The following is a 22,495-nucleotide window of genomic DNA, read 5'->3' on the forward strand; positions in this document are numbered from 1 at the left end:
CGTACGCGGTCGTAGTGCCGGGAACACCGGCACCGCCCGACCAGGTGCCGTCGGGATACTGAGCGGTGACGACATAGGGCGCGTTGCCGACGGGGAACTCGAAGTCCGTCACGGGCGAGAACTCACCCTCCGTCGGCCGGACCTAGTCGGCCTGCCTGGTCCAGCCGAGAAATCGGCGGTGCAACACCCCGGCCGGCGTCCACGGCATGTCCTCGGTGGCTTGGACCAGGTAGGCGCCGAGGTAGAGGGCCAGCGACACGGGAGCGCGGTCATACTCCGCGCGCAGCTCGCGTTTCCGTGTCGGGCAGGGCCAGGGCAGATCGCAACCTCCGCAGCTCCAGACCGGCATGACCGGGCCGTGGGTGGTCACCGCACACCCTCGAGGAAACGGGCGGTGATCGTCCGTGCCTGCCGGCTGGTCGCCCATTCCACCTGCCAGCAGGGGTACGGCGACAGCCGCGACCACCAGGCGCGGCAGCCGGTGCACATGCCGTCGCACCCACGGACATGCACAGCCAGGATCGCCTGCTCCAGGTCGTCCTTCACGACGCGTCCTCTCCCGGCCAGTGGCCACGATCGATAGGGATTCGGTGCCGGGCGCGGCAGGGCAGATCCGCTCCGCAGCGGCAGATCCGTCGCCACTTCCGCCAGCACCAGACAGGGCGGTGCCTCCGGGCGAGAGTGAGTGCCGTCGCGACCAGGTAGTCCTCGTACGAGACGTGTCGTCTGCTCGGAGTCGTCCGGGCCGCCCTTCGGCTCATTGCTGCTCTGCCGCGTCCTGCGCCGGCTCACGGTTGCCTTCCGGTCGCCCCAGCTGCGCTGCCAGGTCGAGTAGGCGCTGCCGCGCTGCCGCGCGCTCGGCGTCCTGGTACCGCTGCCCTGTTCCGGACGGTGGTGCCGGATCGGGTTGCCGGAACAGCCATCGCACCAACGGACACAGGCGACCCCGGATAGTCACGAGCCCGTCCTGCCGTGCAGGGTCGGGAAGGCGAGCCTGACCGGCGGCTCAGAGCCGTAGACGAACATCCCGCCCGGTGGGTTGTCGACGTCGAAGTCCATGCCGGAGACGGTCCCGCCGAGTGGGGTGCGGTGACCATGTCGACTGGTCATGTCACGGTGACATGAGCGGACTCGACCCTGCCCGTACACCGACCGTAGGCTCCTGATCGACCACCATGGGTAGTCGTCTGACGACGCTGGGAGCCGTAGTGCTGCTGGAAAATCTCCGGATACCCGACGACCTCTGGTCGCGCGAGGACATGCACAAGGCTCTGGCGGCCCGCGACATCGGTGCCGTGTTCCGGCTGCTCGCTCGGCACACCGGCGCGAGCCAAACTCGCATCGGTGCGGCTGTCGGCCTGGAGCAGGGCTACATCAGCCGGATCATCGCCGGCCGACGGGTGACCTCGATCGACGTGCTGGAGCGGATCGCCGACGGCTGCGGCATGCCCGACGAAGCTCGAATGACGCTGGGCCTCGCGCCCTGCCTGCGGTCATATCGCCCGGCCATGGCGGATCACTCCCTCGGTCGGCACAGTGACGTGCCGGCCAACCGGTCCTGGCGCGAGGACGTCCAGGCCGCCGCGCAGCTATGGGAAGGCGATGTGAACCGTCGAGACATGCTTCGCCAGACAGTGTTCAGCTCCACCGCGTACACCCTGCCCGCCCTACGCTGGTTCACCGCCACCACGGCGCAGCCCGTCGAGCAGGAGGGCCGCCGAACAGTCGGTCAACCCGACATCGACACGATCCGGCAGATGACCGCCACTTATCGGCGACTCGACAACCAGTACGGCGGCGGGCATGCCCGCGACAACGTCACCCGCTTCCTGCACCACGAGGTGGCGCCCCTGGTGACCGAGGGCCGGTACGACCCGGCGACCGGCCGCAGACTGCTCGCCGCTGCTGCCGAACTGACGCAGCTCGCCGGGTGGCAGGCGTACGACATGGCCGAACACGGCCTCGCCCAGCGATACCTCACGCATGCCCTGGACCTCGCCCGAACGGCCGCCGACGCCGGCCTTGGTGCCGAGATCCTCGCCGCGATGAGCCATCAAGCCACCTACCTCGGGCACGCCGCCACCGGGGTCGACCTCGCCCGCGCCGCCCGGCAGACAGCACAACGCGCCGGCCTCACCGCGCTGACTGCCGAAGCGCTGGTCATGGAAGCGCATGCCCACGCTGTCGCCCTTCACGAACGCGACTGTGCGACCGCGCTTCACCAAGCGGAGCGAACCCTCGACCGAGCGGACCGCAGCAGCGATCCTCAGTGGCTCGGCTACTTCGACGAGGCGTACCTGTCGGCCAAGTTCGGCCACTGCTTCCACGCGCTCGGTCAACACCGAGGAGCCGAGCGCTTCGCCGCTCGCTCACTCAAGATGGACGAGCGCTACGTACGCGGCAAAGCCTTCAACCTCGCCCTGCTGGCCAGCGTCCACGCTCGCCACGGCGAGCCGGAACGTGCGAGTGCCGTCGGCGCGGAAGCCCTGACCCTGACCACCCAACTACGGTCGGCTCGCGCCGTCCGCTACCTGCGCGATCTGCAGACCGGCCTGGCACCCCACCGCCGCAAGCCGGCAGTGCGGCAGTTCATCACCCGGGTCGACGCGGCGCTCGGCCAGCGGCGCTGACTACAGCTCACCCCGCGCCTGGCGTGCCATTAGCTCCAACACCGCGATCACCGTGCCGGCGCCTGCGATCTCACCGTCAGACACGAGCTGCCGTGCCTGCTCCAACGGAATCCAGGCCACCCGCTCGGTCTCGTTGACGTCAACCGGAGCGCCGGTGTACTCCGCAATCCGGGCAAGGAACAGCAAGTTCTCCGCGTCTGCGGTCGCCACCCAAGGCTGAAACGACACCAAGGGCTCCACGGTGCCCGGGCGCCAGCCGGTTTCCTCCTCGACCTCGCGGATCGCGCAGGTTGCCGGATCCTCGCCCTCATCGACGTATCCGCCCGGCAGCTCCCACACCCACCTGTCGAACACGAACCGGTGCCGCCGCATCAGCAACAGGCGCTCCTGGCCGTCGAGCACGGCAACCATGGCCGACCTGGGCGCCCGGATCACGTACTGCTCGAAGCGCACCCCGTCCGGCAACTCCACGTCGGCGATGCTCAACCGGGAGCGCCGGCTGCCGTCCACTACCCGCTCGCTGTGAATCGTCCAGCGCGTCGACCTGCTAGCCAGTTCCTCCGTCACACGGCCAGTATCCGACCAGCGGTGCCGGGTCGCGGTCCGCGGCGCCCGTCACTCGGCTCGACCCCGGAGGACCCGGGAGACGGTATGTGGTGGGCCGGCAGGGCTTCGAACCTTGCATCACGTCCGCGATGAGGCCGTTGATGAGCTCGACCAGCTTTTGGCCCGTGTGGCTGAGGTACTGGTTCTAGTCAGCCGCATCGCCCTTCTCGAGCTCCTCCATCGAACGGCGCAGCGCGGCGGCGTTGGCCGGGCTGCGAAAGAGGTAGTCGGTTTCCTTCATCGCCTCGTACTCGGCAAGCGGGACGATGACCACCGGCTCGTGGCCCGAGCGGGTTACCACTACTTCCTCGGCGTCGTTGATGACGCTGTCGAGTTCAGCGGCCAGGTTCTGCCTTAGCTGGGCGAAGTTGACGGTCCGCATGACCACCTCCAAAGTAAGTGGTCCGCGTCTCGCCCTGGTCGAACCGCTGAGCCAAGATCGCGCCCACGCAATGGGGCCGTTGAGCTGCAAGAGAGTGGGCCGCCAGGGACTCGAACCCTGAACCTATGGATTAAAAGTCCACAGCTCTGCCATTGAGCTAGCGGCCCGCCCGCTCAGGTTACCGGAACCCACCCGCCCTAAGCTCGCGGCTTCCACCGCCTGTCGATCTTCAGACCTGAACCAGGCGACGCGCCGGACGCGAGGCGTGAACCTCCCCGCCTGGGGAACCGGGGCAACCATGCGAGTCACCAGCACCGCCGCCGTCGCGGCCTCCCGCGAGGTGCCGGGCGCCGACGGCGTACGCCGGCCCGGCGGTGAGGTGCACGCCTGGCTGCCGGGCCAGAACCAGACGCTGTGCGGGCTGCCGCTGAGCCGTACCCGCCTGCGCCGCTTCCCGCACGTGCCGTTCGACTACTCCGGCACCGACGTCCTCACCGAGGCCGACCCGGAGGGCTGGGTCTGTCCGCGCTGCCTGGCCGCCACGTCGGGTCGCCGCGATCGGGAGAAGGGCTGGGTACGCACGAACCCCCGTCCGTGAGCGGTTGCTGTCCGGTTCAGCGGGTACCGCACCGGACATGCGCATCGTGATCGTGGGAGCGACCGGCAACGTGGGGACGGCCGTGCTGCGCCGGCTGCGGCGGGAGGCGGGAGCGGAACTGGTGGGCGTGGCGCGCCGGCTGCCCGGACCGGACGCCGGTGAGCCGTACGCCGACGTGGAGTGGCACTCCTGCGACATCGGCGCGCCGGGTGCCGCCGACCAGCTCGTGCGGATCTTCGCCGGCGCGCGGGCGGTGGTGCATCTGGCCTGGCAGATCCAGCCCAGCCACGACCGCCGCACGCTCTACCGGACCAACGTCGGCGGCAGCCGCGCGGTGATCGAGGCCGCCGTCCGGGTCGGCGTTCCGGCCCTGGTGTACGCCTCATCGGTCGGCACCTACGCGCCCGGCCCGAAGAACCATCCGGTCAGCGAGAACTGGCCGGCGACCGGGGTGGAGACGTCGTCGTACAGCCGGGACAAGGCGGAGGTGGAGGCGCTGCTCGACGGCGTGCAGCGGGAGCACCCGAAGCTGCGGGTGGTACGACTGCGCCCGGGGCTGATCTTCCAGCGGGAGGCCGGTACGGAGATCAGCCGCTACTTCCTCGGCCCGCTGGCGCCGGTGCGCCTTCTCCGGTACGGCCGCATTCCGCTGGTGCCGTCGAACAAGCGACTGCGGATGCAGGCGGTGCACGCCGACGACGTGGCCGACGCGTACGCCCGGGCGGTTCTGGGGGATGCGAGCGGCGCCTTCAACGTGGCGGCCGACCCGGTGCTGACGCCGGAGCTGGTGGCCCGGCACTTCCACGGCTGGACGGTGCCGGTGGCGACGCCGGTGCTGCGCGCGGCGGCGGCGCTGACCTGGCGGGCGCGGCTGCAACCGGTCGACACCGGCTGGGTCGACCTGGCGCTGAACGTGCCGCTGATGTCCAGCCATCGCGCCGAGACCGAACTCGGCTGGGCCCCGGCGATCGACTCGGTGACCGCCCTGAAGGACCTGTTCACCGGCATGGCCACGAGAGCCGGCACGGATTCCCCGCCGCTGTCCCCGGACCCGACCCTCCCCGGCCGCCCCGCAGCCCTGACCCGAGGCCACCTCCCCGGCCACCCCAACCCCTACTGATCCCACCCATCGCCGCTGCCCGCCGCTGTCCCATCCGCTCCGGCGTCGGCCCCGCCCTCGCCCCACCCCGCCACCCCGCCCCACCCCGCCCTGTTGATCAAGGAGTTTGTGTCACGCGCAGAGATCAACTGGAACACAAACTCCTTGATCACCGAGTTGAAGGGCAGGTGCGAGGGTGGGGCGGGTGGGGCGGGGGCCGTAGGGCGGAGGACTGGCCGGTGATCATGAAGTTGGCGGGTCGACACGCCGATATCGGGACCGTCAACTTCATGATCGACGAGGCGAGGCGGGGCAAGGCGAGGCGGGGCGGGGCAGGGAGGGGGTCAGGAGATTTGGGCACCCAGGAAGAAGATGCCGGGGTGGCCCTTTGTCTCGAAGCCTCTGCTCGGGTTGCGGCGCAGCGTTGAACTGTCGATCTGCAGCGAGCCGGTGCGGTTGTTGCTGACGAAGAAGATCGCGCCGCCGCCCTCGTTCGCGCTGTTGTCCTCGATGACCGTGCCGGCGATCCGTACCGCGAACTCGTTGCCGTCGCAGTAGATCGCGCCGCCGCTGCCGCCGCCCGGAGTGCCGCCCCGGGCCGGGTTCGCGCCGGTGCCGACCGCCCGGTTGTCGCGGAAGACGCTGTTCAGCACCGTCCAGGAGACGCCGATGCTGCTCAGCGCCCCGCCGTTGGCGCACACTCCGCCGGTGAAGGTGCTGCTCACCACGTACACCGGTTTGTTCTCGAACTGGCTGAGCACGCGCAGCGCCGCGCCGCCCAGGTCGGGGCCGGTACGGTCGCAGCGGTTGCCGACGAACCGCGAGTTGACCACCTTGAACCGCCCGCCCCGGACGAAGATCGCGCCGCCCCCGCCGCCCTCGGTCCGCTCGCCGGTGGAGTCGCCGTCGGCGAACGTCAGGTTCTGCACGGTGAGCTGCGGGTGGTCCTGGTTCTGGCAGTGCGAGGTGGTGAAGCCCTGCGCCTGGTCGCAGGTGTTCATGTAGAGGATGCGGCGCTTGCCGCCGCCGCTGAGCGTGACAGTGCCGCCGCCGTCCAGCACGATGCGCGGGCCGTGCGAGTTCACCACCTTGGCGGTGGCCTTCATGGTGATGGTGACCGGCGCGGGCCCGCAGTCGAAGGTGATGACGCCGCCGGCCGCGACGGCCTTCACCACCGCCTCGGAGGTGCAGCTCGCCGGGGTGCCGCTGCCGACGGTACGGGTCGGGCGCGAGGTGTCCACCGGACGCGCCTCGGCCGGCACGCTCGCCCGGCCGGCGGGGTTGCCGGCGCGGAACGCCACTGTGGCGGGGGTCGGGCTCGACCGGGCGCTACCCAGTCCGGAACGCCCGCTCGGGGTGGCCGACGGGGCGGCTGCCGGACCGGCCGGCGAACCGGGGTCGGCGGCGGGTGCGGGGGCCGGATCGTCGCCGCAGGCGGGCAGCGTCGCCGTCGCCAGGGCGAGGACGAGCAGAGGGACAGCCGACTTCACGCGCACCGCCCGATGCTAGGAGGCCCGGCCGCCCCGGCACGACTCCACAGCCGATCCTTAACCCGCCGCTAAGCCGCAACCGCAGCCACCACCGCAGCCGCAGCGAGCGGCCGCGTGCCCGCGGGCAGCGGCCCCGGCAAAGCGCGCGACGGTCAGGCGTGCGACAGCGCGAACGCGACCAGGAAGCCGAGCACGGTGATCAGCCCGACCAGCAGGTGCGCGTCGGCGAACGCCTCCGGCACCATCGTGTCGGTGATCATCGCGAGGATCGCACCCGCCGCGAGCGCGGTGATCGTCGCCAGCACCTCGGGCGGCGCGCCGCCGAGCAGCGTGTACCCGGCCAGCGCAGCCGCGCCGGAGATCAACGCGATGGCCGTCCACAGCCCGAACACGTAGCGCCGGGTGCGCCCGGCCTGCCGCATGCCGGCCGCGCTGGACAGCCCTTCCGGCACGTTGCTGAGGAAGACCGCGATGACGGTGACCAGGCTGACCGGGCCGCCGGCGAGCAGGCTCGCGCCGATCACCACCGATTCGGGTACGCCGTCGAGCAGCGCGCCGACAGCTATCGCCGTACCCGAGCCGGGCTGCTCCTGCTCGGAGGGCTGCTCGTCGCCGGAGCGCTTGCGGTGCCGCGCGCCGTGCCGGGCCAGCAGGACGTTCGCCCCGGTGTACGCGAGCGCGCCGATCGCCGCACCGATCACCACCGGCCGCAGGCCACCCTGCTCGTGCGCCTCGTCGATCAGCTCGAACGAGACGGCGGACAGCAGCACGCCCGCCCCGAACGCCATCACCGAGGCGGTCGTCCGGCGCGGTACGCGCGCGAAGAACCCGACGGCCGCCCCGATCAGCAGGGCCGACCCGGCGAGCAGGCCCCAGAATCCCGCTTCCAGCCATTCCGGCACGCGCTGGATCCTACCCCCGGCCGCGTGCCGCCAACCGGGTCAGAAGTCGGCGAACAGGTGCGGCAGCTCGCGGGGGAAGAGGCGGCGCAGCTCACCGGCCGCGTCCACCGGCACGTCGCCCAGGCCGCGTACGACCACCTCGGCCGGGTCGAGCACCCCGTACGCCAGGGCGGACAGCCCGGCGGCGGTGAGCCGCGCGGCCGGCACGCCGCCCTCGGCGGTGGTCTGCGCGGGCAGCACCGCGAGCTTGCCGGTGGTGCCGTCGAGCAGGTGCCGGCCGGCGAGCCAGCGGTCGCCGACCACCTCGATCAGCACCCGGCCCACCCCGACCGGCTGGTCGGCGAGCGCGTCCAGGCTGAGCAGCCGGGCCATCGGCGCGGTCGGGTCGGGCCGGGCCACCCTCGCCTCCACCTGCACGTCGAGGTCGGTGAGCCACAGCTCGGGCAGTTCGTCCGGGGGAATCTGGACGCTGATCCGGGCCACCTGGTCGACGTGCCGGGCGAAGAACTGGAGCACCGACGCCCGGGCGTACGGGTCGTCGACGAGCAGGTCGTCGGCGTGCAGCGTGCCGGCGTGGTCGTCGATCCGGTAGGTGACAGCGCCGACCGTCTCGCCGCCGCGCACCACGCTGACCAGCCAGCGGTCGTCGCGGTCGCGCAGCCCGACCGCCCGGAAGTCCGGGAAGACCGCGAAGCCGTGCCGTTCCCGCAGGCACCGTTCGGTGTACGCGCGCCACCGCGCATAGCCGGTGCCGATCCGCTCCCAGACCAGCTCGTCCGGCAGTTCGGCGCGCAGCAGCGGCGCCAGGTCCGCGGGGGAGAAGACAGCGGTACGCCGCCGGGGCAGCCCGATGTAGCCGAAGCGCTCGTAGAACGAGGCGCGGAACGGGTGCAGCGCGCTGAGCTGCTGCCCCTCGTCCCGCATGCCGTCGAGGAGCTGGTGCATGAGCGTGCGGACGTGTCCGCGCCGGCGGGCCAGCGGATGGGTGGCCACGCCCGCGACACCGGCCATCGGCAGCACCGCGCCGCGCAGGTTCTGCCGCATCGGGATCGCCGAGACCGCCGCCGCGGTGACGCCGTCCTCCTCGGCCACCAGTGTCGTGTTCCCGGCGTTGTACGGCAGGTAGGCGCGGAACTGGTCGGTCCGGGAGGCGCCCATCGGCGAGGCCTCGAACGCGTACGCCTGGAGCGGGAAGCTGGTGGTCAGTCGTTCATCGGCGGCCAGCCGGCGGATGTGCATCCGTTCATCCCAACCGCAGCGGGCGCGCTCCGCAACCGGAAAGGACGCCGACTCACGCCTCGGTGACGTCCGAGATGACCACAGTCACGTTGTCCGGCGCGCCGGCCTGGTGGGCCAGCTTCACCAGTTGCTCGCCGCACTGCTGGCGGTCGCCGTAGGTGGCGAGCGCCGCCGCGATGGCGGCGTCCTCCACGTAGTCGGAGAGGCCGTCGCTGCACAGCAGCAGCCGGTCGCCGGGGAACACGGTGAGCGCCCCGACGGCGGGCGGCGCGTCGGAGCCCTGCACCGCGCGGGTGACCAGCGAACGCTGCGGGTGGTGGCGGGCCTGGTCGCGGGAGAGCGCGCCCTGGTCGACGAGCGCCTGGACGAACGTGTCGTCGCGGGTGAGCTGGGTCAGCTCGTGGTCGCGCAGCAGGTAGCAGCGGGAGTCGCCGACCTGGGCGAGCACCAGGGTGTCCCCGGCGAGCAGGGCGGCGGTCAGCGTCGTACCCATGCCGTCGCGGGCCGGGTCGACGGTGATGGCCGCGCGGATGCGCTGGTTGGCGGTGCTGACGACGGCGCGCAGCGCGTCGGCCGCCTCGTCGGCGCCGGTGGGCGGGGTCAGCTCGTCCAGGATCCGGATGACGATCTCGCTGGCCACCTCGCCGGCGGGGAGCCCGCCCATGCCGTCGGCCACCGCCACGAGGCGGTCACCGGCGAGGGCGGAGTCCTCGTTGTTGGTCCGGACGAGGCCGACGTCGTTGAGGATGGCCGAGCGGAGGATGAGCGTCATGAGGACAAGCTTGCCAAGAAGAACGGCTCCGCGTCTCTACGCGGTGGCGGGTCTGCTGAAAGAAATGTCATCCGCTTGCATCCTGGGTATGCGTCAACTGTCCGGTGTGGACGGTCGAGGATAACGCAGCAGCAGGCTCGCGTGGACCTCCTCCTCGCCCACCGCCGCGTACGTGTGCGGCACGTCGGAGACCCACCGCAGGTAGCCGCCCGGACCGGCGGTGAGCGGGGCGTCGACCGGGCCGGCGCGCAGTACGCCGGAGAAGACTGTGACGTGCTCGGTCACGCCGCTGGAGTGGGCGGGGGAGAGCTGCGCCGGACCCGGGGTGACGCACATCCGGTACAGCTCGTAGGTCGCCTCCCGGTCGCCGAAGACCTCCAGCAGCGTGGCGCCGACAGCCGCCCCGCGTACGGTCGGTGCCTGCTCGGGCGCGGAGAGTACGGCGGTCAGCGGCACGCCGAGCTGCGCGGTGATCGCGTACAGGGTCTCCAGCCGGGGGTTGCGTACGCCGTTCTCCAGGCCGGACAGCGTGGCCTTGCCGACGCCCGCGAGGCGGGCCAGCTCGGACAGGGAGATGCCCCGTTCGGTGCGGAGCGAGCGGATGCGCCGGCCGACCTCCCGGGCGCCCCGGTCATCGGGTGGTGCGGCGGCTGTCATGAGGGCTATCGTGCTACACCGTGCCGTTCCGTAAACGGAACGGCGGAGGAGGAGAGCATGGGGGGTCGGCTCCAACCCGTCCTGGCCGGCGTGGTGACCGCCCTGGTCGGCTTCGCCAGCTCGTTCACAGTCGTCCTGGCCGGGCTGCGCGCCGTCGGCGCCGACCGGGACCAGGCCGCCTCCGGCCTGCTCGCGCTCTGCGTCGCCAGTGGCGCCTGCGCGGTCTGGCTCGGCCTGCGGCACCGGCTGCCACTGTCGATCGCCTGGTCCACGCCGGGCGCGGCGCTGCTCGTCGCCACCGGGCCGGTCACCGGCGGCTGGCCCGCCGCGGTCGGCGCGTTCCTGCTCGCCGGCCTGCTGATCGTCGCCGCCGGGCTGATCCCCGCGCTCGGCCGCGCGGTCGCCGCGATCCCCGCCCCGATCGCCTCCGCCATGCTCGCCGGGGTGCTGCTGCCGCTGTGTACGGCGCCCGTACGCGCCCTCGTGGAGGTGCCCCGGCTGGCCGGGCCGGTGGTGCTGGTCTGGCTCCTGCTGCACCGGTTCGCCCGCCGCTGGGCGGTACCCGGCGCGCTCGCCGTGGCAGTTGTCGCGATCGCGCTCACCACCTCCGGCCCGGCCCGGATGGACGCCGCACCGGTCGTCGCGCTCACCGCGCCGGCCTGGACGCTGCCCGCCGTCGTCGGGCTCGCCCTGCCGCTGTTCCTGGTCACCATGGCCGCCCAGAACGTGCCCGGCACCGCGGTGCTCGCCGGGTACGGCTATCGGGCCCCGCTGGGCTCGGCGCTGCGGGTGACCGGGCTCGCCACCGCCCTCGGCGCGCCGGCCGGCGGGCACGCGGTGAACCTGGCTGCGATCACCGCCGCGCTGGCGGCCGGGCCGGACGCTCACCCGGACCCGGAACGGCGCTGGATCGCCTCGGTCACCGCCGGGATCGGGCTGGCGCTGCTCGGGCTCGGCGCGGGCGTGGCCACCACACTGGTGTTGCTCTCCCCGCCGGTGCTGGTCGAGGCCGTCGCCGGGCTCGCCCTGCTCGGCGCGCTCGCCGGAGCGGTCGCGGCGGCGGTGGCCCAGCCGGACGCGCGGGAGGCGGCGGTGGTGACGTTCGTGGTCACCGCCTCCGGGGTGAGCCTGTTCGGGGTGGGCGGCGCGTTCTGGGGACTGGTCGCGGGCTGGCTGATGCTGCTGCTGTTCCGCCGCCGCGCGGCCGCGTCCCCGCCGGCCGGGTCGCCCGAGGCGGAACCCGCCCCGCCGGTTCCCAGCCGGGCCGGGTGACGACCGGTCATCCCATGGCGGTCTGCTGAGGCGGGAGCCGCAGTTCGAGTTCGATGCTCTGAACTTCCTCCTGACTCACAGTTATCGGTTCCGGTCGCCCGATCTGGTAGCCCTGCGCGAAGTCGACCTCCGCGGCGCGCAGGAGATCCAGGGTCTCCTGGTCCTGGACGTACTCGGCGGCGACCCGGATGCCGAGCGTGTGGCACAGTTCGACGAGCGCCGACACCACAGCCTGGTCGGCCGGCGACCGGCACAGGTCGACGATGAACGCGCCGTCGATCTTCACCAGGTCCACCGGCAGGTATTTGAGCTGGGCGAGGGCGCCGTATCCGGTGCCGAAGTCGTCCAGCGCCAGGTGGCAGCCGGCTTCTCTGATCCCGGTGGCGAAGGCCAGCGCCTCGTTGCGATTCTCGATGAGCGCGGTCTCGGTGATTTCGAACGTCAGGCATTCCGGCTTGACGTGGTGCCGGTGGATCGCCCCGGTCACGAAAGCGAGCAGTCCCGGGTCGGCGAGCGACTTCCCGGAAATGTTCACCTGGTAATGGGAGGTCTGTGCCCCGCGGCCGATCAGTTCCAGAGCGTGGTCGATGACCCACTTGTCCACCGCCAGGATTTCGCCGACCCGCTCGGCCATGTCGAGAAAGGCCCACGGCGCGACCGGTTCACCGGTGTCGCTGCGAACGCGCAGCAGAATCTCGTGACGGGCCACCTGATTGAGCCCGAGATCGATGATGGGCTGGGCGTACAGGGCGAACCGGTTGGCCGAGACGGCGCGGTGAATCCGGCGGCGGCACCGGTCCGTCCGTTCCCGCTCGGCGACCGGCCGCTCCAGGACCTTGACGGCGGTGGCGTTGCGGTGCGCGTCGCGGGCCGCGTGCTCGCCGTCCACGAGAAGGTCGAAGCCGGTGTCCGGGATGTCGTTGTCGAAATGGACCACGCCGGCCGAGGTGTTGAGCCGCAGGGGCTTCTGCCGGACGCTGAACAGATGGTTCCGGAACTTGTCCACGATCCGGGCGGCCAGGGCCTCGGCCTTCCCCGCGTCGTCCCGGGGGGCGAGCAGTAGGCCCCACGAGCCGGAACCCACCAGCCCGCTGGTGACGCCGTCCCCGGCGACTGCGCGCAGGGTCCGGGCGATCTCCGCCGTCACCTGGTCGCGGTCCTCGTCGGTCAGCGCGTCGGGCAGCCGGGTGGCCGGTTCGGTCGCCACGACGATCAGGGCGCCGCCGGTGGTGCGCCGCGCCCGGTCGACCTCGTCGATCACGTACCCGCGGGTCTGGAGCCCGGTGAGCACGTCCCGGACGGCCGGGTCGGGGCCGAGCATCCGGCTGCGTACGGCGAGCCGGCGCTGCTCCTGGCGGGCGAGTTCGAGCGCGGTGATGTCCTCGCCGGTGGCGATGACGCCGACCGGCCGGCCCGCGTCGGTGAGGATCTCGAGGTGGCAGTACACGTGGCGGACGCTGCCTCCGGGCTGGACCACCCGGAAGCCGATCTCGTCGGGGCGGCTCTGTTCCCACGCCGTCCGCACCGCGGCGAGGACGCGCTCGACATCGGCGGGATGAACGAGGTCGGCGAGCGTCCGCGGGGTGAGGCGGAGCGTTCCCGGCGCGTGCCCGACGATCATCGCCATCTCGTCGGACCAGGAGAGCCGCTCGAAGCGCTCCGCGTCGTGGTCGCCGGGCAGCCAGGTGACGGTGCCCTGCTTCGCCAGCTGGGCGGCGCGGGTGACCCGGACGGCCTCGTCGGCGTCCCAGGTCAGGGGATCGGCGAGGTCGGTGTCGACGATGATCTTGTAGCCCTCGGCGAGGGACAGGTCGTGCTGGCTCTGCACGGTCCGCGCCACCCGGCGGGCGCGCGCGAGCTCCAACGGGCTGGGTGTGGTCTCGGCGAGCGCCAGGATGTCATCGAGATCCACGGCCGGCCCCCTGCCGCCGCTCGCTCTCCGAGCGGGTGAAGCCGGCCTTCTCGGCCAGTTCGCACAGCTCCTTCTTGGCGGCGGCCTTGTAGGAGCGGACGCTGTTCTCGGTCAGGCCGAGGATGCGGGCGATCTCCTGGTTGGAGAAGCCCTCCTTCGACATCTGGAACACCTCGGCGTGCCGTACCGGCAACTGGTGCAACCAGCCGCGCAGCGTCTCCTGCGCCTCCCACGCGTCAGCGATGTCCGAGTGGGACGACGGCGGCAGGTCCTCCGGCGCCACCGCGGCCTCCCGCAGTCGTCGGTCGTGATCCTTCAGCATCTTGAACCGCGCCGTACGGACGATCCACCCGATCGGCCGGACGTGGTCGCGGAGCTTGGACCACTCGACCCGACCGTGCAGAAAGGCTTCGTGAAGCGCGTCCTCCACCGCCTGACGGTCCCGGCATCTCGCCCGGAGAATCCGTTCCACGGTGTGGTACGAGCCTTCGGTGAATTCGGCGAACTCCCGGTCGTGAACGGCCTTCAGGCGGGCCGCCTCCGCCTCGCGCAGAGCGTCGTTGTCGTCGGGATCCGGTGTGAGAGCGGCGGTGCCCTTGATGTCTGTCACGCCGCCTCCTCGACGGGGCCGGGCTTCGACGCAGCGCGCCCGCCCAGTTCGACCTCCCGATGCCCGTCGCGATCGCGCTCCACGATCCGTACGACGTCATGGTCCGCCTCGGCCAGCCGGATCAGCCACGTGACCCGCGCTGTGGTGCGTGTTGTCGCCTCGCGTTCCTCGTTCATCCGGGCGCGGTATGCCACGTAGGCCCGCACCAGGCCCGCCACCACTCCGGCGACGGCAGTGGCCACGGCCACCACCTGATATCCGGTGAGCGGTTCCGCCAGCGCTTCGTTCATTGTTCCCCCTCGGCCCCCTTGGTTCGCCAATTACTATCCGTGGCGAGAGGCCGATGTAGATACCAGAACGCGCGCAATGTTTTTGAAGATCAACGATCAAGTCGCTCATCAGCGATTAAAGCGCAAAGTCATGGCATTGAGACTCTGCGCAAGGGGATTGACGGGCGGCTTTTCCGGGCAACTTGCATTGATCACCTATTACTGCGGGTGACAAATCCATCACCTCGACGGGCGTCACTCCTCGGCGGGCAGCTCCGTGGCCGGGACGGTGAGGCGTACCGCGCCGTCGTGCACCGCGGCGATCCGGTCGGCCAGCACGTAGACCGCGCCGGTGCGGACCAGGTCGGTGGAGACCTTGAGATAGCCGTCGCGCAGCAGTCGCGCGGCCAGGTCGGCCGGCACGTCGGGCTCCTCGACCGCCGCCGACTCGATCAGCTCGTCCAGGCTGCTGCCCGGGTCGACCGGCGCGGGCGCCTGCACGGTCACCGCGGCCGGGTCGCCGCGCTGGACGAGATCGACTGTGCCCACCTCGACGCCTGCGGAGTCGACCACCCGCATGCCGGTGGTGACCCGGGAGACGGTGTCCTGCTGCTGGCTCATACGGCAGCGGTTCCCGGGCCGCACGGGCGCTAAACGGACGGGGCCCAGCCTCCCGGCGGGCGGGGGGACAGTTCGCGCCACGTGTCGGTGCCGTCCAGCAGCGCCCGGACCGTCTCCTCCGCCTCCTCGACGCTGGCGTGCTCGTAGAACCGGGAAACCCCCTCGGCGCCGCCGGCCCGCTGCTCGACGTGCCAGCGGTCGCCGTCCACCCGGAGGAAGACGTCACGCCGGGCGAGGCGTCCCCATTTCCCGTTCCACCAGTGCCTACGCTGCTCCATGCCCGGACTCTATCGAACATGTGTTCGATACACGTCGGCCCCCGCGAGATTGTCGCGGGGGCCGATCGGCTATGGCGTCAGCGCGGCGCGGGCGGCTCCTGCCGGCGGCCGAGCACGTCGTCCAGGGCGCTGCGCTGCCCCGGCGTGCCGTGGTTGCCGGCGAGCAGCGCGTCACGGATCTCGGTGAGCAGCTTGACCTCCTCGCTCGGGGCCGACGGCGGCGGCTCCTCGCCGCGCTTGCGGCGCTCGGCGAGCTTGTTCATCGGGTAGACGACCAGGAAGTACAGCGCCGCCGCGGTGAGCACGAACGTGATCAGCGCGTTGACGAAGGCCACCCAGTCGAAGGCGACGCCGCGGAAGGACGGCGTCGAGCCGCCGATCCCGTCCTCGTTGCCGGTGATCAACACGATGAACACGCGTACCAGCGGTTCCAGGAACGACTTGGTGAGCTGGGTCACCACGCCGGTGAACGCGGCGCCGATGACGACACCGACCGCCAGGTCGACGACGTTGCCGCGCATGATGAAGTCTTTGAAGCCCTTGAGCATCCGTACTCCCGTGCCCTGATGAGTCTGCGTCGGGGACAACCTATGCCCCGGCGGGCCCTTCGAGAAAAGCACCGGCCTCGATCGCCGCCCGCTGCGGGTCGCCGGCCCGGATCGCCTCCACCAGCCGGCCGTGATCCACGTACCGCTCCGGGGTCAGCGCCTCGCCCATCGCCTGGGCCACGGTGCTGCGCAGCGCGGCGCCGACCGAGGCGTACAGCTCGGCCAGCATGGCGTTGTGCGCGGCCGCCACCACTGCCGTGTGCAGCGCGGCGTCCGCCTCGACGAACTCGTCCACCCGGCCGCCGCGCCACGCGGCCTCGCGGGCCGCGAGCGCGCCGTCGAGCGCCACCAGGTCCTCAGGGGTACGCCTCAATGCGGCGAGCCGGGCGGCCTCCACCTCGAACGCGCGCCGGACCTCGATCACCTCGGTCATCCGGTCGTCGGTGAGCCGGCGGGCCACCACCGGGGCCAATTCGTCGGTCGACACCACGTACGTGCCGGAGCCCTGCCGGCACACCAGCACCCCGGCGTGCACGAGCGCCCGGACCGCCTCGCGGACCGTGTTCCGGCCCACGCCGAGCTCGGCGACGAGTTGCGGCTCGGTGGGGATGCGCCCGCCCACCGGCCACTCGCCGCCGAGGATGCGCTCCCGGAGCTGCTCGATGGTCTGGCGGACCCGGTGACCGCGCGGCGGCACGACGACGGAATCCACGGCGGGTGTCACCGGTTACACCTCGTGCCGAAATTCATCCCATGATTGTAGGTTCGAGGTCATGACTCCGCCACCCGCGCCCGCCGCGACAGTGCCCGCCCCCGGCGCCGGCTCCGCGGCCCTCCCCACCCCGGCGCCCCGCGCGGTCCGAGGCGGCCTGCTCGTGCTGACCGGGATGCTGCTCGTCGCGCTGAACCTGCGCGCGGCGGTGACCAGCCTCGGCGCGCTGCTCGACGAGGTACGGGTCGGTCTCGGCCTCTCCGGGGCGATGGCCGGCCTGGTCACCACGCTGCCCACCATCGCGTTCGCCGGACTGGGCGCGCTCACCCCGTGGCTGGTCCGCCGCTGGGCCGCGCCCCGGGTGCTGGTGCTCGCCATGCTGGCGCTCACCGTCGGGCAGGTGCTGCGCGCGCTCACCGGCTCGGCGGCGGTCTTCGTGGCCACCAGCGCGCTCGCGCTGGCCGGCATCGCGGTGGCGAACATCCTGCTGCCGATGCTCGTCAAGCAGCACTTCCCGCACCGCACCGGGCTGGTCACCGGGGCGTACACGATGGCCCTGACGGTGGGCACGACGGTGGCCGCCGCCGCGGCGGTGCCGGTCGCGCACGCCTTCGGCTCCTGGCGGGCCGGACTCGGCGTCTGGGCCGGGCTGGCCGCGCTGGCCGTACTCCCGTGGGTGCCGCTGGCGCTGCGGGCCCGCGCGGCGCGACGGGCCGCGCCCCCGGCGGTGGCCGTCGCCACCCCGGCCCGGGTGCAACCCGCCCGGACCCGGCTCGGCTGGGCCATGGCGGTCTACTTCGGGGCGCAGTCGCTCAGCGGGTACGCGATCATGGGCTGGCTGGCCCAGCTCTTCCGGGACGCCGGGTACCGCCCGGAGGCGGCCGGGCTGCTGCTCGCCGGCGTGACCGCGCTGGGCGTGCCGGTGGCACTGATGATGCCGACGCTGGCCGGCCGGCTGGCCACGCTCCGGCCGCTGGTGCTGTCGCTCACCGTGTTCTCCGCCGCCGCGTACACCGGTCTGGCGCTGGCCCCGCACGGCCTGGCGCCGCTGTGGGTGCTGCTGCTGGCGCTCGGCCAGGGCGCGTTCCCGCTCATCCTGACCACGATCGGGCTGCGCGCCCGGACCGCCGAGGGGACCGTGGCGTTGTCCGCGTTCGCGCAGAGCACCGGGTACGTCATCGCGGCGCTCGGGCCGCTGCTGGTGGGCATCCTCTACGAGGCGACCGGCGGCTGGACCGCCCCGATCGGCTTCCTGCTGGTGGCGCTCGCCGTGCAGACGGCGGCGGGCATGGTGATCGCCCGTCCCCGCTACATCGAGGACGAGCGCTGAGCGGAACCGGTCAGGAGGAGGTCGGGGTGGGCTCGCCCGCGACGGCCTGTTCCACGGTCGGGTACGTGTGCAGCACCTCGACCAGCCCGCTGACCTCGAGGATGCGCAGCACGCCGCGCTGCGGAGCGGCCAGCCGGACGACGCCGCCGGCCTCGTCGCAGTTGTTCTTCGCCCGGACGAACACCGACAGGCCGGTGGAGTCGCAGAACGACACCTCGGCCAGGTCGAAGACCAGGCGGTTGCGCCCCTTGTCCAGCAGATCCGTGATCTGGTCCTGCAGCTGCGGTGCCGTGGCCATGTCCAGCTCGCCCGCGACCGACACGACGACCACGTCGCCGCGCTGTTCCGTGTGCACCGTCAAGGACATTCGTCGACCTCCTGTGTTCGGGGGAAACGGTATCCCACGACGGGCGCGCCGCGCAGAACGGGAGCGGTCACGGGTGCGGTCGATCATTCTTTGCTCCGCGACAAGTACCGCGTCAGCCCCCGGTGATAGAGTCCGCCCGTCCAAATCAGGGAGGTCAGGATGGCGTTGAGCGCCGAACAGGGTGGTCGGCTCGCCCACCTGCTCAGTCAGCACGCGGACCGGCTGACCAACCGCTGGACGGAGATCGTCGCCAGTTCGCTGCGCGGTCGCCTGAGCCGGGCCGAGCTGGCCCGGCAGGTGCAGGAGCTGCACCGCGCGCTGGTCGACGCCGGGCGCCAGGGCGTCTCCGACCTGGCCGACGAGCACGGCGGTGAGCTGCGGGCGGTGCTGTCCGAGCTGTCCACCAACCGGGCCCGGCAGGGGTTCTCCGCCACCGAGACCGCGATCAGCGTGTTCGCGTGCAAGGACGCCCTGCTGGAGCTGATGGAAGAGGAGAAGGGTGACGACACCCTGCGCGACTTCGTCGCCTTCTCCGCGCTCGTCGACCAGATGGGCCTGTTCACGTTCGAGACGTTCGTCCGGGCCCGCGAAAGCCTGATCGCCGACCAGGCGGAGCAGCTGCTGGAGCTGTCCACCCCGGTGGTCAAGCTCTGGGAGGGCGTGGTCGCCGTCCCGCTGGTCGGGACGCTGGACTCGGCCCGCGCCCAGGTGGTGATGGAGCGGCTGCTCCAGACCCTGGTCGACACCGGCTCGCCGTACGCGATCATCGACATCACCGGCGTGCCGGCGGTGGACACCCAGGTCGCGCAGCACATCCTCAAGACCGTGGTGGCCGCCCGGCTGATGGGCGCCGACTGCATCATCTCCGGCATCCGCCCGCAGATCGCCCAGACGATCGTCGCCCTCGGCATCGAGTTCGGCGACATCGCCACCAAGGCGAGCCTCGCCGACGCGCTGCGCCACGTGCTGCGCCTGACCGGGGTCGAGACCACCGCTCGCCGCCCGCGGCGGGAGTCCTGATGGAACGGGTGCCGATCCTCAAGATCGGCGACATCCTGCTGGTCTCCATCCAGGTCGACATGTCCGACCAGACGGCGATCCAGTTGCAGGAGGACCTGGCCGAGCGGATCGTCGCCACCGGCTGCCACGGCGTGATCATCGACATCACGGCGCTGGACATCGTCGACTCCTTCGTCGGCCGGATGCTCTCCACCATCGCGTCCATCTCGAAGGTGCTGGACGCCGAGACGGTGGTGGTCGGCATGCGCCCGGCCGTCGCCATCACGCTCGTCGAGCTGGGGCTGTCGCTCAACGGCATCCGTACCGCGCTGAACGTCGAGCGCGGCATGGAGCTGATCGCGGCCAGCCGGGCCGACGAGTGGGACGATGGCGCCGACGACGAGGACACCGAGACGACGGCGACGGCATGACCACGGGCGTCGACCTCGGCGTGCCGGCGACGCAGGCGATCCGCAGCGACGAGGACGTGGTGCGGGTCCGGCAGTTGGTGCGTACCACGGCCGTCGCGGTCCGGCTCTCCCTGGTCGACCAGACGAAGCTGGTGACCGCCGCCAGCGAGCTGGCCCGCAACACGCTGATCTACGGCGGCGGGGGCAGCGCCGAGGTGAGCACAGTGGAGGACGGCCGCCGGCGTGGCGTACGGATCCTCTTCGCCGACGAAGGGCCGGGCATCCCCGACCTCGACCTGGCGCTGACCGACGGCTACACCACGGGGGGCGGGCTGGGCCTCGGGCTCAGCGGGGCCCGCCGGCTGGTGGACGACTTCGACATCCAGACGGCTGTCGGCGAGGGGACGAGGATCACCGTCACCAAGTGGTCACGATGACCGCCGACGTGGTCCCCGACCACGGGGTGTGGTTCCGGGTCGACAACGGCGCGACCGCCGGCGGCGTACGCCGGGCCGCCGAGCGTCTCGGCCGGCAGCTCGAACTGAGCACCGATCGTGTCGCGGACCTGGCCATCGTCACCGCCGAGATCACCAGCAACCTGGTCAAGCACGCCCGCGAGGGCACGCTCCTGCTGCGCCCGGCGCGCCGGGCCGGACGGGCCGGGGTGGAACTGGTGGCCATCGACTCCGGCCCCGGCATGGCCGACCTCACGCTCTCGTCGGTCGACGGCCACTCCACCGCCGGCACGCTCGGCATCGGGCTCGGCGCGATCACCCGGCAGTCGAGCCGGTTCGACGGCTACTCGACGCCCGGCCGGGGCACGGTCCTGGTCGTCCAGGTCTGGGACGGAGCGCCGCCGGAGCCGGACTGGGCGGCCGGGCTGGCCCGGCCGATCACCGGCGAGCAGAGCAGCGGCGACGGGTACGCGGTGCGCGAGGTGGACGGCCGTCGTCAGGTGCTGGTCTCCGACGGCCTCGGCCACGGGCCACTGGCCGCCGCCGCGACCGGGGCCGCCGTGTCCGCGTTCCGCTCGGCGCCGGACGGGCCGCCGGACGTCGTGGTGCGGCACCTGCACGCCGCCATGTCGCACACCCGGGGCGCGGCGCTCGCGGTGGCCGAACCGGATCCCGCCGCCGGGCTGCTCCGCTTCGCCGGCCTGGGCAACATCGCCGCGATGATCGTCGCGCCGGGCGAGCGGCGGCGCGGGCTCGTCTCGCTGCCGGGCATCGCCGGGCACCAGCGTCCGGCGATCCGCGGGTACGACTACCCCTTCTCGCGTGACTCCACCCTGGTCATGCACAGTGACGGGGTGGTGGATCGCTGGGACCTGGACGACTACCCCGGGCTGGCCGGGCGCAACCCGTTGCTGGCCGCCGCGACGCTGCTGCGTGACGCCGCCGTCCGTCGCGACGACGCCTGCGTCCTGGTCGCGCGGGGGGCGGCATGACCGAACCCCTTCTGCACCTGGCACTCCGGGTCGAGCAGGACATCTTCCTGGTCCGGCAGCGCGGCCGCGAGGTGGCCGCGGCGGTCGGGCTGGAACACCAGGACCAGGTGCGGATCGCCACCGCGCTCAGCGAGGTGGCCCGGGAGTTGTTGAGCGGCGCCGACGGCGCGGACGTCACGTTCGCTCTCGACCGGGACGCCGTGGGCCGCCGGATCCTCCAGGTCGACCTGTCGCCGTTGCGTCCACTGCCAGGCGGCCGGTACGAGCCGAAGTCCGGCGCCGTCGCGCGTCTGGTGGACACGTTGCAGGTCGTGGCCGTCGAGGGCGATACCGTCGTGAGGATGTCCAGACGGGTGCCCGACCACGCCGAGGAGCTGACGCCGGAACGCGCCGGCCGGCTCCGGGCCGAGCTGGCCGAGCGTGCTCCGGCCTCCGCGCTGGACGAGCTGGCCGCGCAGAACTCCCAGCTCATCGCGGCCCTCGACGAGGTACGCAGCCAGCGCGACGAGCTGGCGGTGCTCAACTCCGAACTGCAGGAGACCAACCGGGGCGTGATGGCGCTCTACAACCAGCTCACCGAGGAGCTGGAGGAGACCAACCGGGGCGTGGTGGCGCTCTACGCCGAGCTGGAGGAGAAGTCCACACAGCTGCGGGCCGCGAGCGAGTCGAAGAGCCGGTTCCTCGCCAACGTCAGCCACGAGCTGCGCGCGCCGGTCACCGCGATCATCGGTCTGGCCCGGCTGCTGGCCGACTCCGCCTCCGACCCGCTCACCGGCGAGCAGGCCCGCCAGGTGGGGCTGATCCGGTCCTCCGCCGGTGACCTGCTGGGGCTGGTCAACGAGCTGCTCGACCTGGCGAAGGCGGAGTCGGGCCGGATCGAGCCGGACTGGTCCGAGGTCGACCTGCGCGCGGTGTTCGGGCAGCTGCGCGGCACGCTGCGGGCGCTCACCGTCCGCTCCGATGTGGAGCTTGTGGTCGAGGAGCCCCCGGCCCCGGCGACGCTCCGCTCGGACGAGGTGCTGCTCGCCCAGGTGCTGCGCAACCTGCTGCACAACGGCCTGAAGTTCACCGAGCGCGGCGAGGTACGCCTGCGCGCCGAGCGCCGGGGCGAGCAGTGGACGCTGTCGGTCACCGACACCGGCGTCGGCATCCCGCCCGAACTGCACGAGCGGGTCTTCGAGGAGTTCTACCAGGTGCCCGGCACGACGCGGGTCGGTGGCACCGGGCTCGGCCTGCCGTACGCGCGGCGGCTGGTCACGCTGCTCGGCGGGACGCTGGAGCTGACGAGCGAAACCGGCCGGGGCAGCACGTTCACAGTGGTCCTTCCCGCGGGCGGAGCGTGACG

Annotated in this window: 27 protein-coding genes and 1 tRNA gene; 10 read left to right on the forward strand and 18 right to left on the reverse strand. The window is 72.1% G+C overall.

The genetic code is table 11. From position 1 onward, the window contains the following. Window positions 1-142: 142 nt before the first annotated feature. Both J3R08_RS00675 and J3R08_RS32575 read right to left on the reverse strand, forming a co-directional pair. On the reverse strand, window positions 143-370 hold the full coding sequence (locus J3R08_RS00675; RefSeq protein ID WP_043327471.1) for a hypothetical protein: 228 nt from the start codon (window positions 368-370) through the stop codon (window positions 143-145). Continuing rightward, window positions 367-792, reverse strand: a complete 426-nt coding sequence (locus tag J3R08_RS32575; RefSeq protein WP_374102374.1) for a hypothetical protein — start codon at window positions 790-792, stop codon at window positions 367-369. Before J3R08_RS32575 ends, J3R08_RS00675 begins: the two co-directional genes overlap by 4 nt. 416 nt (window positions 793-1,208) lie before the next feature. On the opposite strand from J3R08_RS32575, the gene J3R08_RS00685 reads away from it, so the two are divergent. Then, on the forward strand, window positions 1,209-2,630 hold the full coding sequence (locus J3R08_RS00685; RefSeq protein WP_209959622.1) for a helix-turn-helix domain-containing protein: 1,422 nt from the start codon (window positions 1,209-1,211) through the stop codon (window positions 2,628-2,630). Here the strand turns inward: J3R08_RS00685 and J3R08_RS00690 are convergent, their stop codons facing one another. From J3R08_RS00690 to J3R08_RS00700, 3 genes are all read right to left on the reverse strand, one after another. Continuing rightward, window positions 2,631-3,197 (reverse strand): NUDIX hydrolase, encoded by a 567-nt coding sequence (locus tag J3R08_RS00690; protein WP_209959623.1) that lies wholly within the window; start codon window positions 3,195-3,197, stop codon window positions 2,631-2,633. A gap of 184 nt (window positions 3,198-3,381) precedes the next feature. After that, complete coding sequence (locus tag J3R08_RS00695; protein WP_209959624.1) at window positions 3,382-3,618, reverse strand: type II toxin-antitoxin system Phd/YefM family antitoxin; 237 nt, start codon at window positions 3,616-3,618, stop codon at window positions 3,382-3,384. 95 nt (window positions 3,619-3,713) lie between these two features. After that, window positions 3,714-3,785, reverse strand: a tRNA-Lys gene (locus J3R08_RS00700). A gap of 131 nt (window positions 3,786-3,916) precedes the next feature. On the opposite strand from J3R08_RS00700, the gene J3R08_RS00705 reads away from it, so the two are divergent. Beyond that, window positions 3,917-4,216 (forward strand): hypothetical protein, encoded by a 300-nt coding sequence (locus J3R08_RS00705; RefSeq protein WP_043327456.1) that lies wholly within the window; start codon window positions 3,917-3,919, stop codon window positions 4,214-4,216. Window positions 4,217-4,253: 37 nt separating this feature from the next. Then, window positions 4,254-5,336, forward strand: coding sequence for an NAD-dependent epimerase/dehydratase family protein (locus J3R08_RS00710; protein ID WP_209959625.1), 1,083 nt, complete (start codon window positions 4,254-4,256; stop codon window positions 5,334-5,336). A 323-nt stretch (window positions 5,337-5,659) separates the two neighbouring features. On the opposite strand, the gene J3R08_RS00715 is transcribed toward J3R08_RS00710, so the two are convergent. The 5 genes from J3R08_RS00715 to J3R08_RS00735 all read right to left on the reverse strand — a co-directional run bounded on the left by J3R08_RS00715 (window position 5,660) and on the right by J3R08_RS00735 (window position 10,375). Beyond that, window positions 5,660-6,805, reverse strand: coding sequence for a hypothetical protein (locus J3R08_RS00715; RefSeq protein ID WP_209963942.1), 1,146 nt, complete (start codon window positions 6,803-6,805; stop codon window positions 5,660-5,662). A 152-nt stretch (window positions 6,806-6,957) separates the two neighbouring features. Further along, window positions 6,958-7,707, reverse strand: coding sequence for a ZIP family metal transporter (locus J3R08_RS00720; protein WP_209959627.1), 750 nt, complete (start codon window positions 7,705-7,707; stop codon window positions 6,958-6,960). Window positions 7,708-7,746: 39 nt separating this feature from the next. Then, window positions 7,747-8,946, reverse strand: a complete 1,200-nt coding sequence (gene eis / locus J3R08_RS00725) for an enhanced intracellular survival protein Eis (RefSeq protein WP_043327453.1) — start codon at window positions 8,944-8,946, stop codon at window positions 7,747-7,749. A gap of 52 nt (window positions 8,947-8,998) precedes the next feature. Beyond that, the gene (locus J3R08_RS00730; RefSeq protein WP_013283512.1) at window positions 8,999-9,718 is read right to left on the reverse strand and encodes a PP2C family serine/threonine-protein phosphatase; all 720 of its coding nucleotides are present in this window, start codon (window positions 9,716-9,718) and stop codon (window positions 8,999-9,001) included. A gap of 93 nt (window positions 9,719-9,811) precedes the next feature. After that, complete coding sequence (locus J3R08_RS00735) at window positions 9,812-10,375, reverse strand: helix-turn-helix domain-containing protein (protein ID WP_209959629.1); 564 nt, start codon at window positions 10,373-10,375, stop codon at window positions 9,812-9,814. A gap of 57 nt (window positions 10,376-10,432) precedes the next feature. On the opposite strand from J3R08_RS00735, the gene J3R08_RS00740 reads away from it, so the two are divergent. Next, the gene (locus tag J3R08_RS00740) at window positions 10,433-11,647 is read left to right on the forward strand and encodes a benzoate/H(+) symporter BenE family transporter (RefSeq protein WP_113972227.1); all 1,215 of its coding nucleotides are present in this window, start codon (window positions 10,433-10,435) and stop codon (window positions 11,645-11,647) included. Window positions 11,648-11,654: 7 nt separating this feature from the next. On the opposite strand, the gene J3R08_RS00745 is transcribed toward J3R08_RS00740, so the two are convergent. The 7 genes from J3R08_RS00745 to J3R08_RS00775 form a co-directional block, all read right to left on the reverse strand. After that, window positions 11,655-13,559, reverse strand: a complete 1,905-nt coding sequence (locus tag J3R08_RS00745; RefSeq protein WP_209959630.1) for a GGDEF domain-containing phosphodiesterase — start codon at window positions 13,557-13,559, stop codon at window positions 11,655-11,657. Further along, window positions 13,546-14,169: an RNA polymerase sigma factor gene (locus J3R08_RS00750; RefSeq protein WP_113972225.1), complete on the reverse strand. Its 624-nt coding sequence runs from the start codon at window positions 14,167-14,169 to the stop codon at window positions 13,546-13,548. Before J3R08_RS00750 ends, J3R08_RS00745 begins: the two co-directional genes overlap by 14 nt. Further along, window positions 14,166-14,459, reverse strand: coding sequence for a hypothetical protein (locus J3R08_RS00755; protein ID WP_069088721.1), 294 nt, complete (start codon window positions 14,457-14,459; stop codon window positions 14,166-14,168). The genes J3R08_RS00750 and J3R08_RS00755 overlap by 4 nt, the downstream gene beginning before the upstream one ends. Window positions 14,460-14,693: 234 nt before the next feature. Further along, a complete protein-coding gene (locus tag J3R08_RS00760) occupies window positions 14,694-15,059 on the reverse strand; it encodes a hypothetical protein (RefSeq protein ID WP_069088720.1) in 366 nt (121 codons plus the stop codon). Between the two features lie 29 nt (window positions 15,060-15,088). Continuing rightward, window positions 15,089-15,337, reverse strand: coding sequence for a hypothetical protein (locus J3R08_RS00765; RefSeq protein WP_026268772.1), 249 nt, complete (start codon window positions 15,335-15,337; stop codon window positions 15,089-15,091). A 77-nt stretch (window positions 15,338-15,414) separates the two neighbouring features. Next, window positions 15,415-15,885, reverse strand: coding sequence for a large conductance mechanosensitive channel protein MscL (gene mscL, locus J3R08_RS00770; RefSeq protein WP_043327441.1), 471 nt, complete (start codon window positions 15,883-15,885; stop codon window positions 15,415-15,417). A gap of 40 nt (window positions 15,886-15,925) precedes the next feature. Further along, a complete protein-coding gene (locus J3R08_RS00775) occupies window positions 15,926-16,609 on the reverse strand; it encodes a FadR/GntR family transcriptional regulator (RefSeq protein WP_043327439.1) in 684 nt (227 codons plus the stop codon). A 49-nt stretch (window positions 16,610-16,658) separates the two neighbouring features. On the opposite strand from J3R08_RS00775, the gene J3R08_RS00780 reads away from it, so the two are divergent. Next, a complete protein-coding gene (locus J3R08_RS00780; protein WP_113972223.1) occupies window positions 16,659-17,927 on the forward strand; it encodes an MFS transporter in 1,269 nt (422 codons plus the stop codon). A gap of 10 nt (window positions 17,928-17,937) precedes the next feature. Here the strand turns inward: J3R08_RS00780 and J3R08_RS00785 are convergent, their stop codons facing one another. Further along, window positions 17,938-18,294 (reverse strand): STAS domain-containing protein, encoded by a 357-nt coding sequence (locus tag J3R08_RS00785; protein WP_030500698.1) that lies wholly within the window; start codon window positions 18,292-18,294, stop codon window positions 17,938-17,940. 159 nt (window positions 18,295-18,453) lie between these two features. Between J3R08_RS00785 and J3R08_RS00790 the strand changes: the two genes are divergently transcribed. From J3R08_RS00790 to J3R08_RS00810, 5 genes are read left to right on the forward strand one after another with little or no spacing between them, the layout of a single operon-like run. Next, entirely contained in the window at window positions 18,454-19,314 is an 861-nt protein-coding gene (locus J3R08_RS00790) for an STAS domain-containing protein (RefSeq protein ID WP_043327435.1), read from the forward strand. Further along, window positions 19,314-19,724 carry an STAS domain-containing protein gene (locus J3R08_RS00795; protein WP_209959631.1) on the forward strand — a complete coding sequence of 137 codons (411 nt, stop codon included), beginning with the start codon at window positions 19,314-19,316 and terminating at the stop codon, window positions 19,722-19,724. Before J3R08_RS00790 ends, J3R08_RS00795 begins: the two co-directional genes overlap by 1 nt. Further along, a complete protein-coding gene (locus J3R08_RS00800; RefSeq protein ID WP_043327430.1) occupies window positions 19,721-20,140 on the forward strand; it encodes an ATP-binding protein in 420 nt (139 codons plus the stop codon). The genes J3R08_RS00795 and J3R08_RS00800 overlap by 4 nt, the downstream gene beginning before the upstream one ends. After that, entirely contained in the window at window positions 20,137-21,150 is a 1,014-nt protein-coding gene (locus J3R08_RS00805; protein ID WP_209963945.1) for a SpoIIE family protein phosphatase, read from the forward strand. Before J3R08_RS00800 ends, J3R08_RS00805 begins: the two co-directional genes overlap by 4 nt. Next, a complete protein-coding gene (locus J3R08_RS00810) occupies window positions 21,147-22,493 on the forward strand; it encodes a sensor histidine kinase (protein WP_064448391.1) in 1,347 nt (448 codons plus the stop codon). The genes J3R08_RS00805 and J3R08_RS00810 overlap by 4 nt, the downstream gene beginning before the upstream one ends. The last annotated feature ends 2 nt before the right edge of the window (window positions 22,494-22,495 follow it).

It is taken from the genome of Micromonospora sp. HB375 (assembly GCF_017872985.1).
Taxonomy (GTDB): domain Bacteria; phylum Actinomycetota; class Actinomycetes; order Mycobacteriales; family Micromonosporaceae; genus Micromonospora; species Micromonospora chalcea.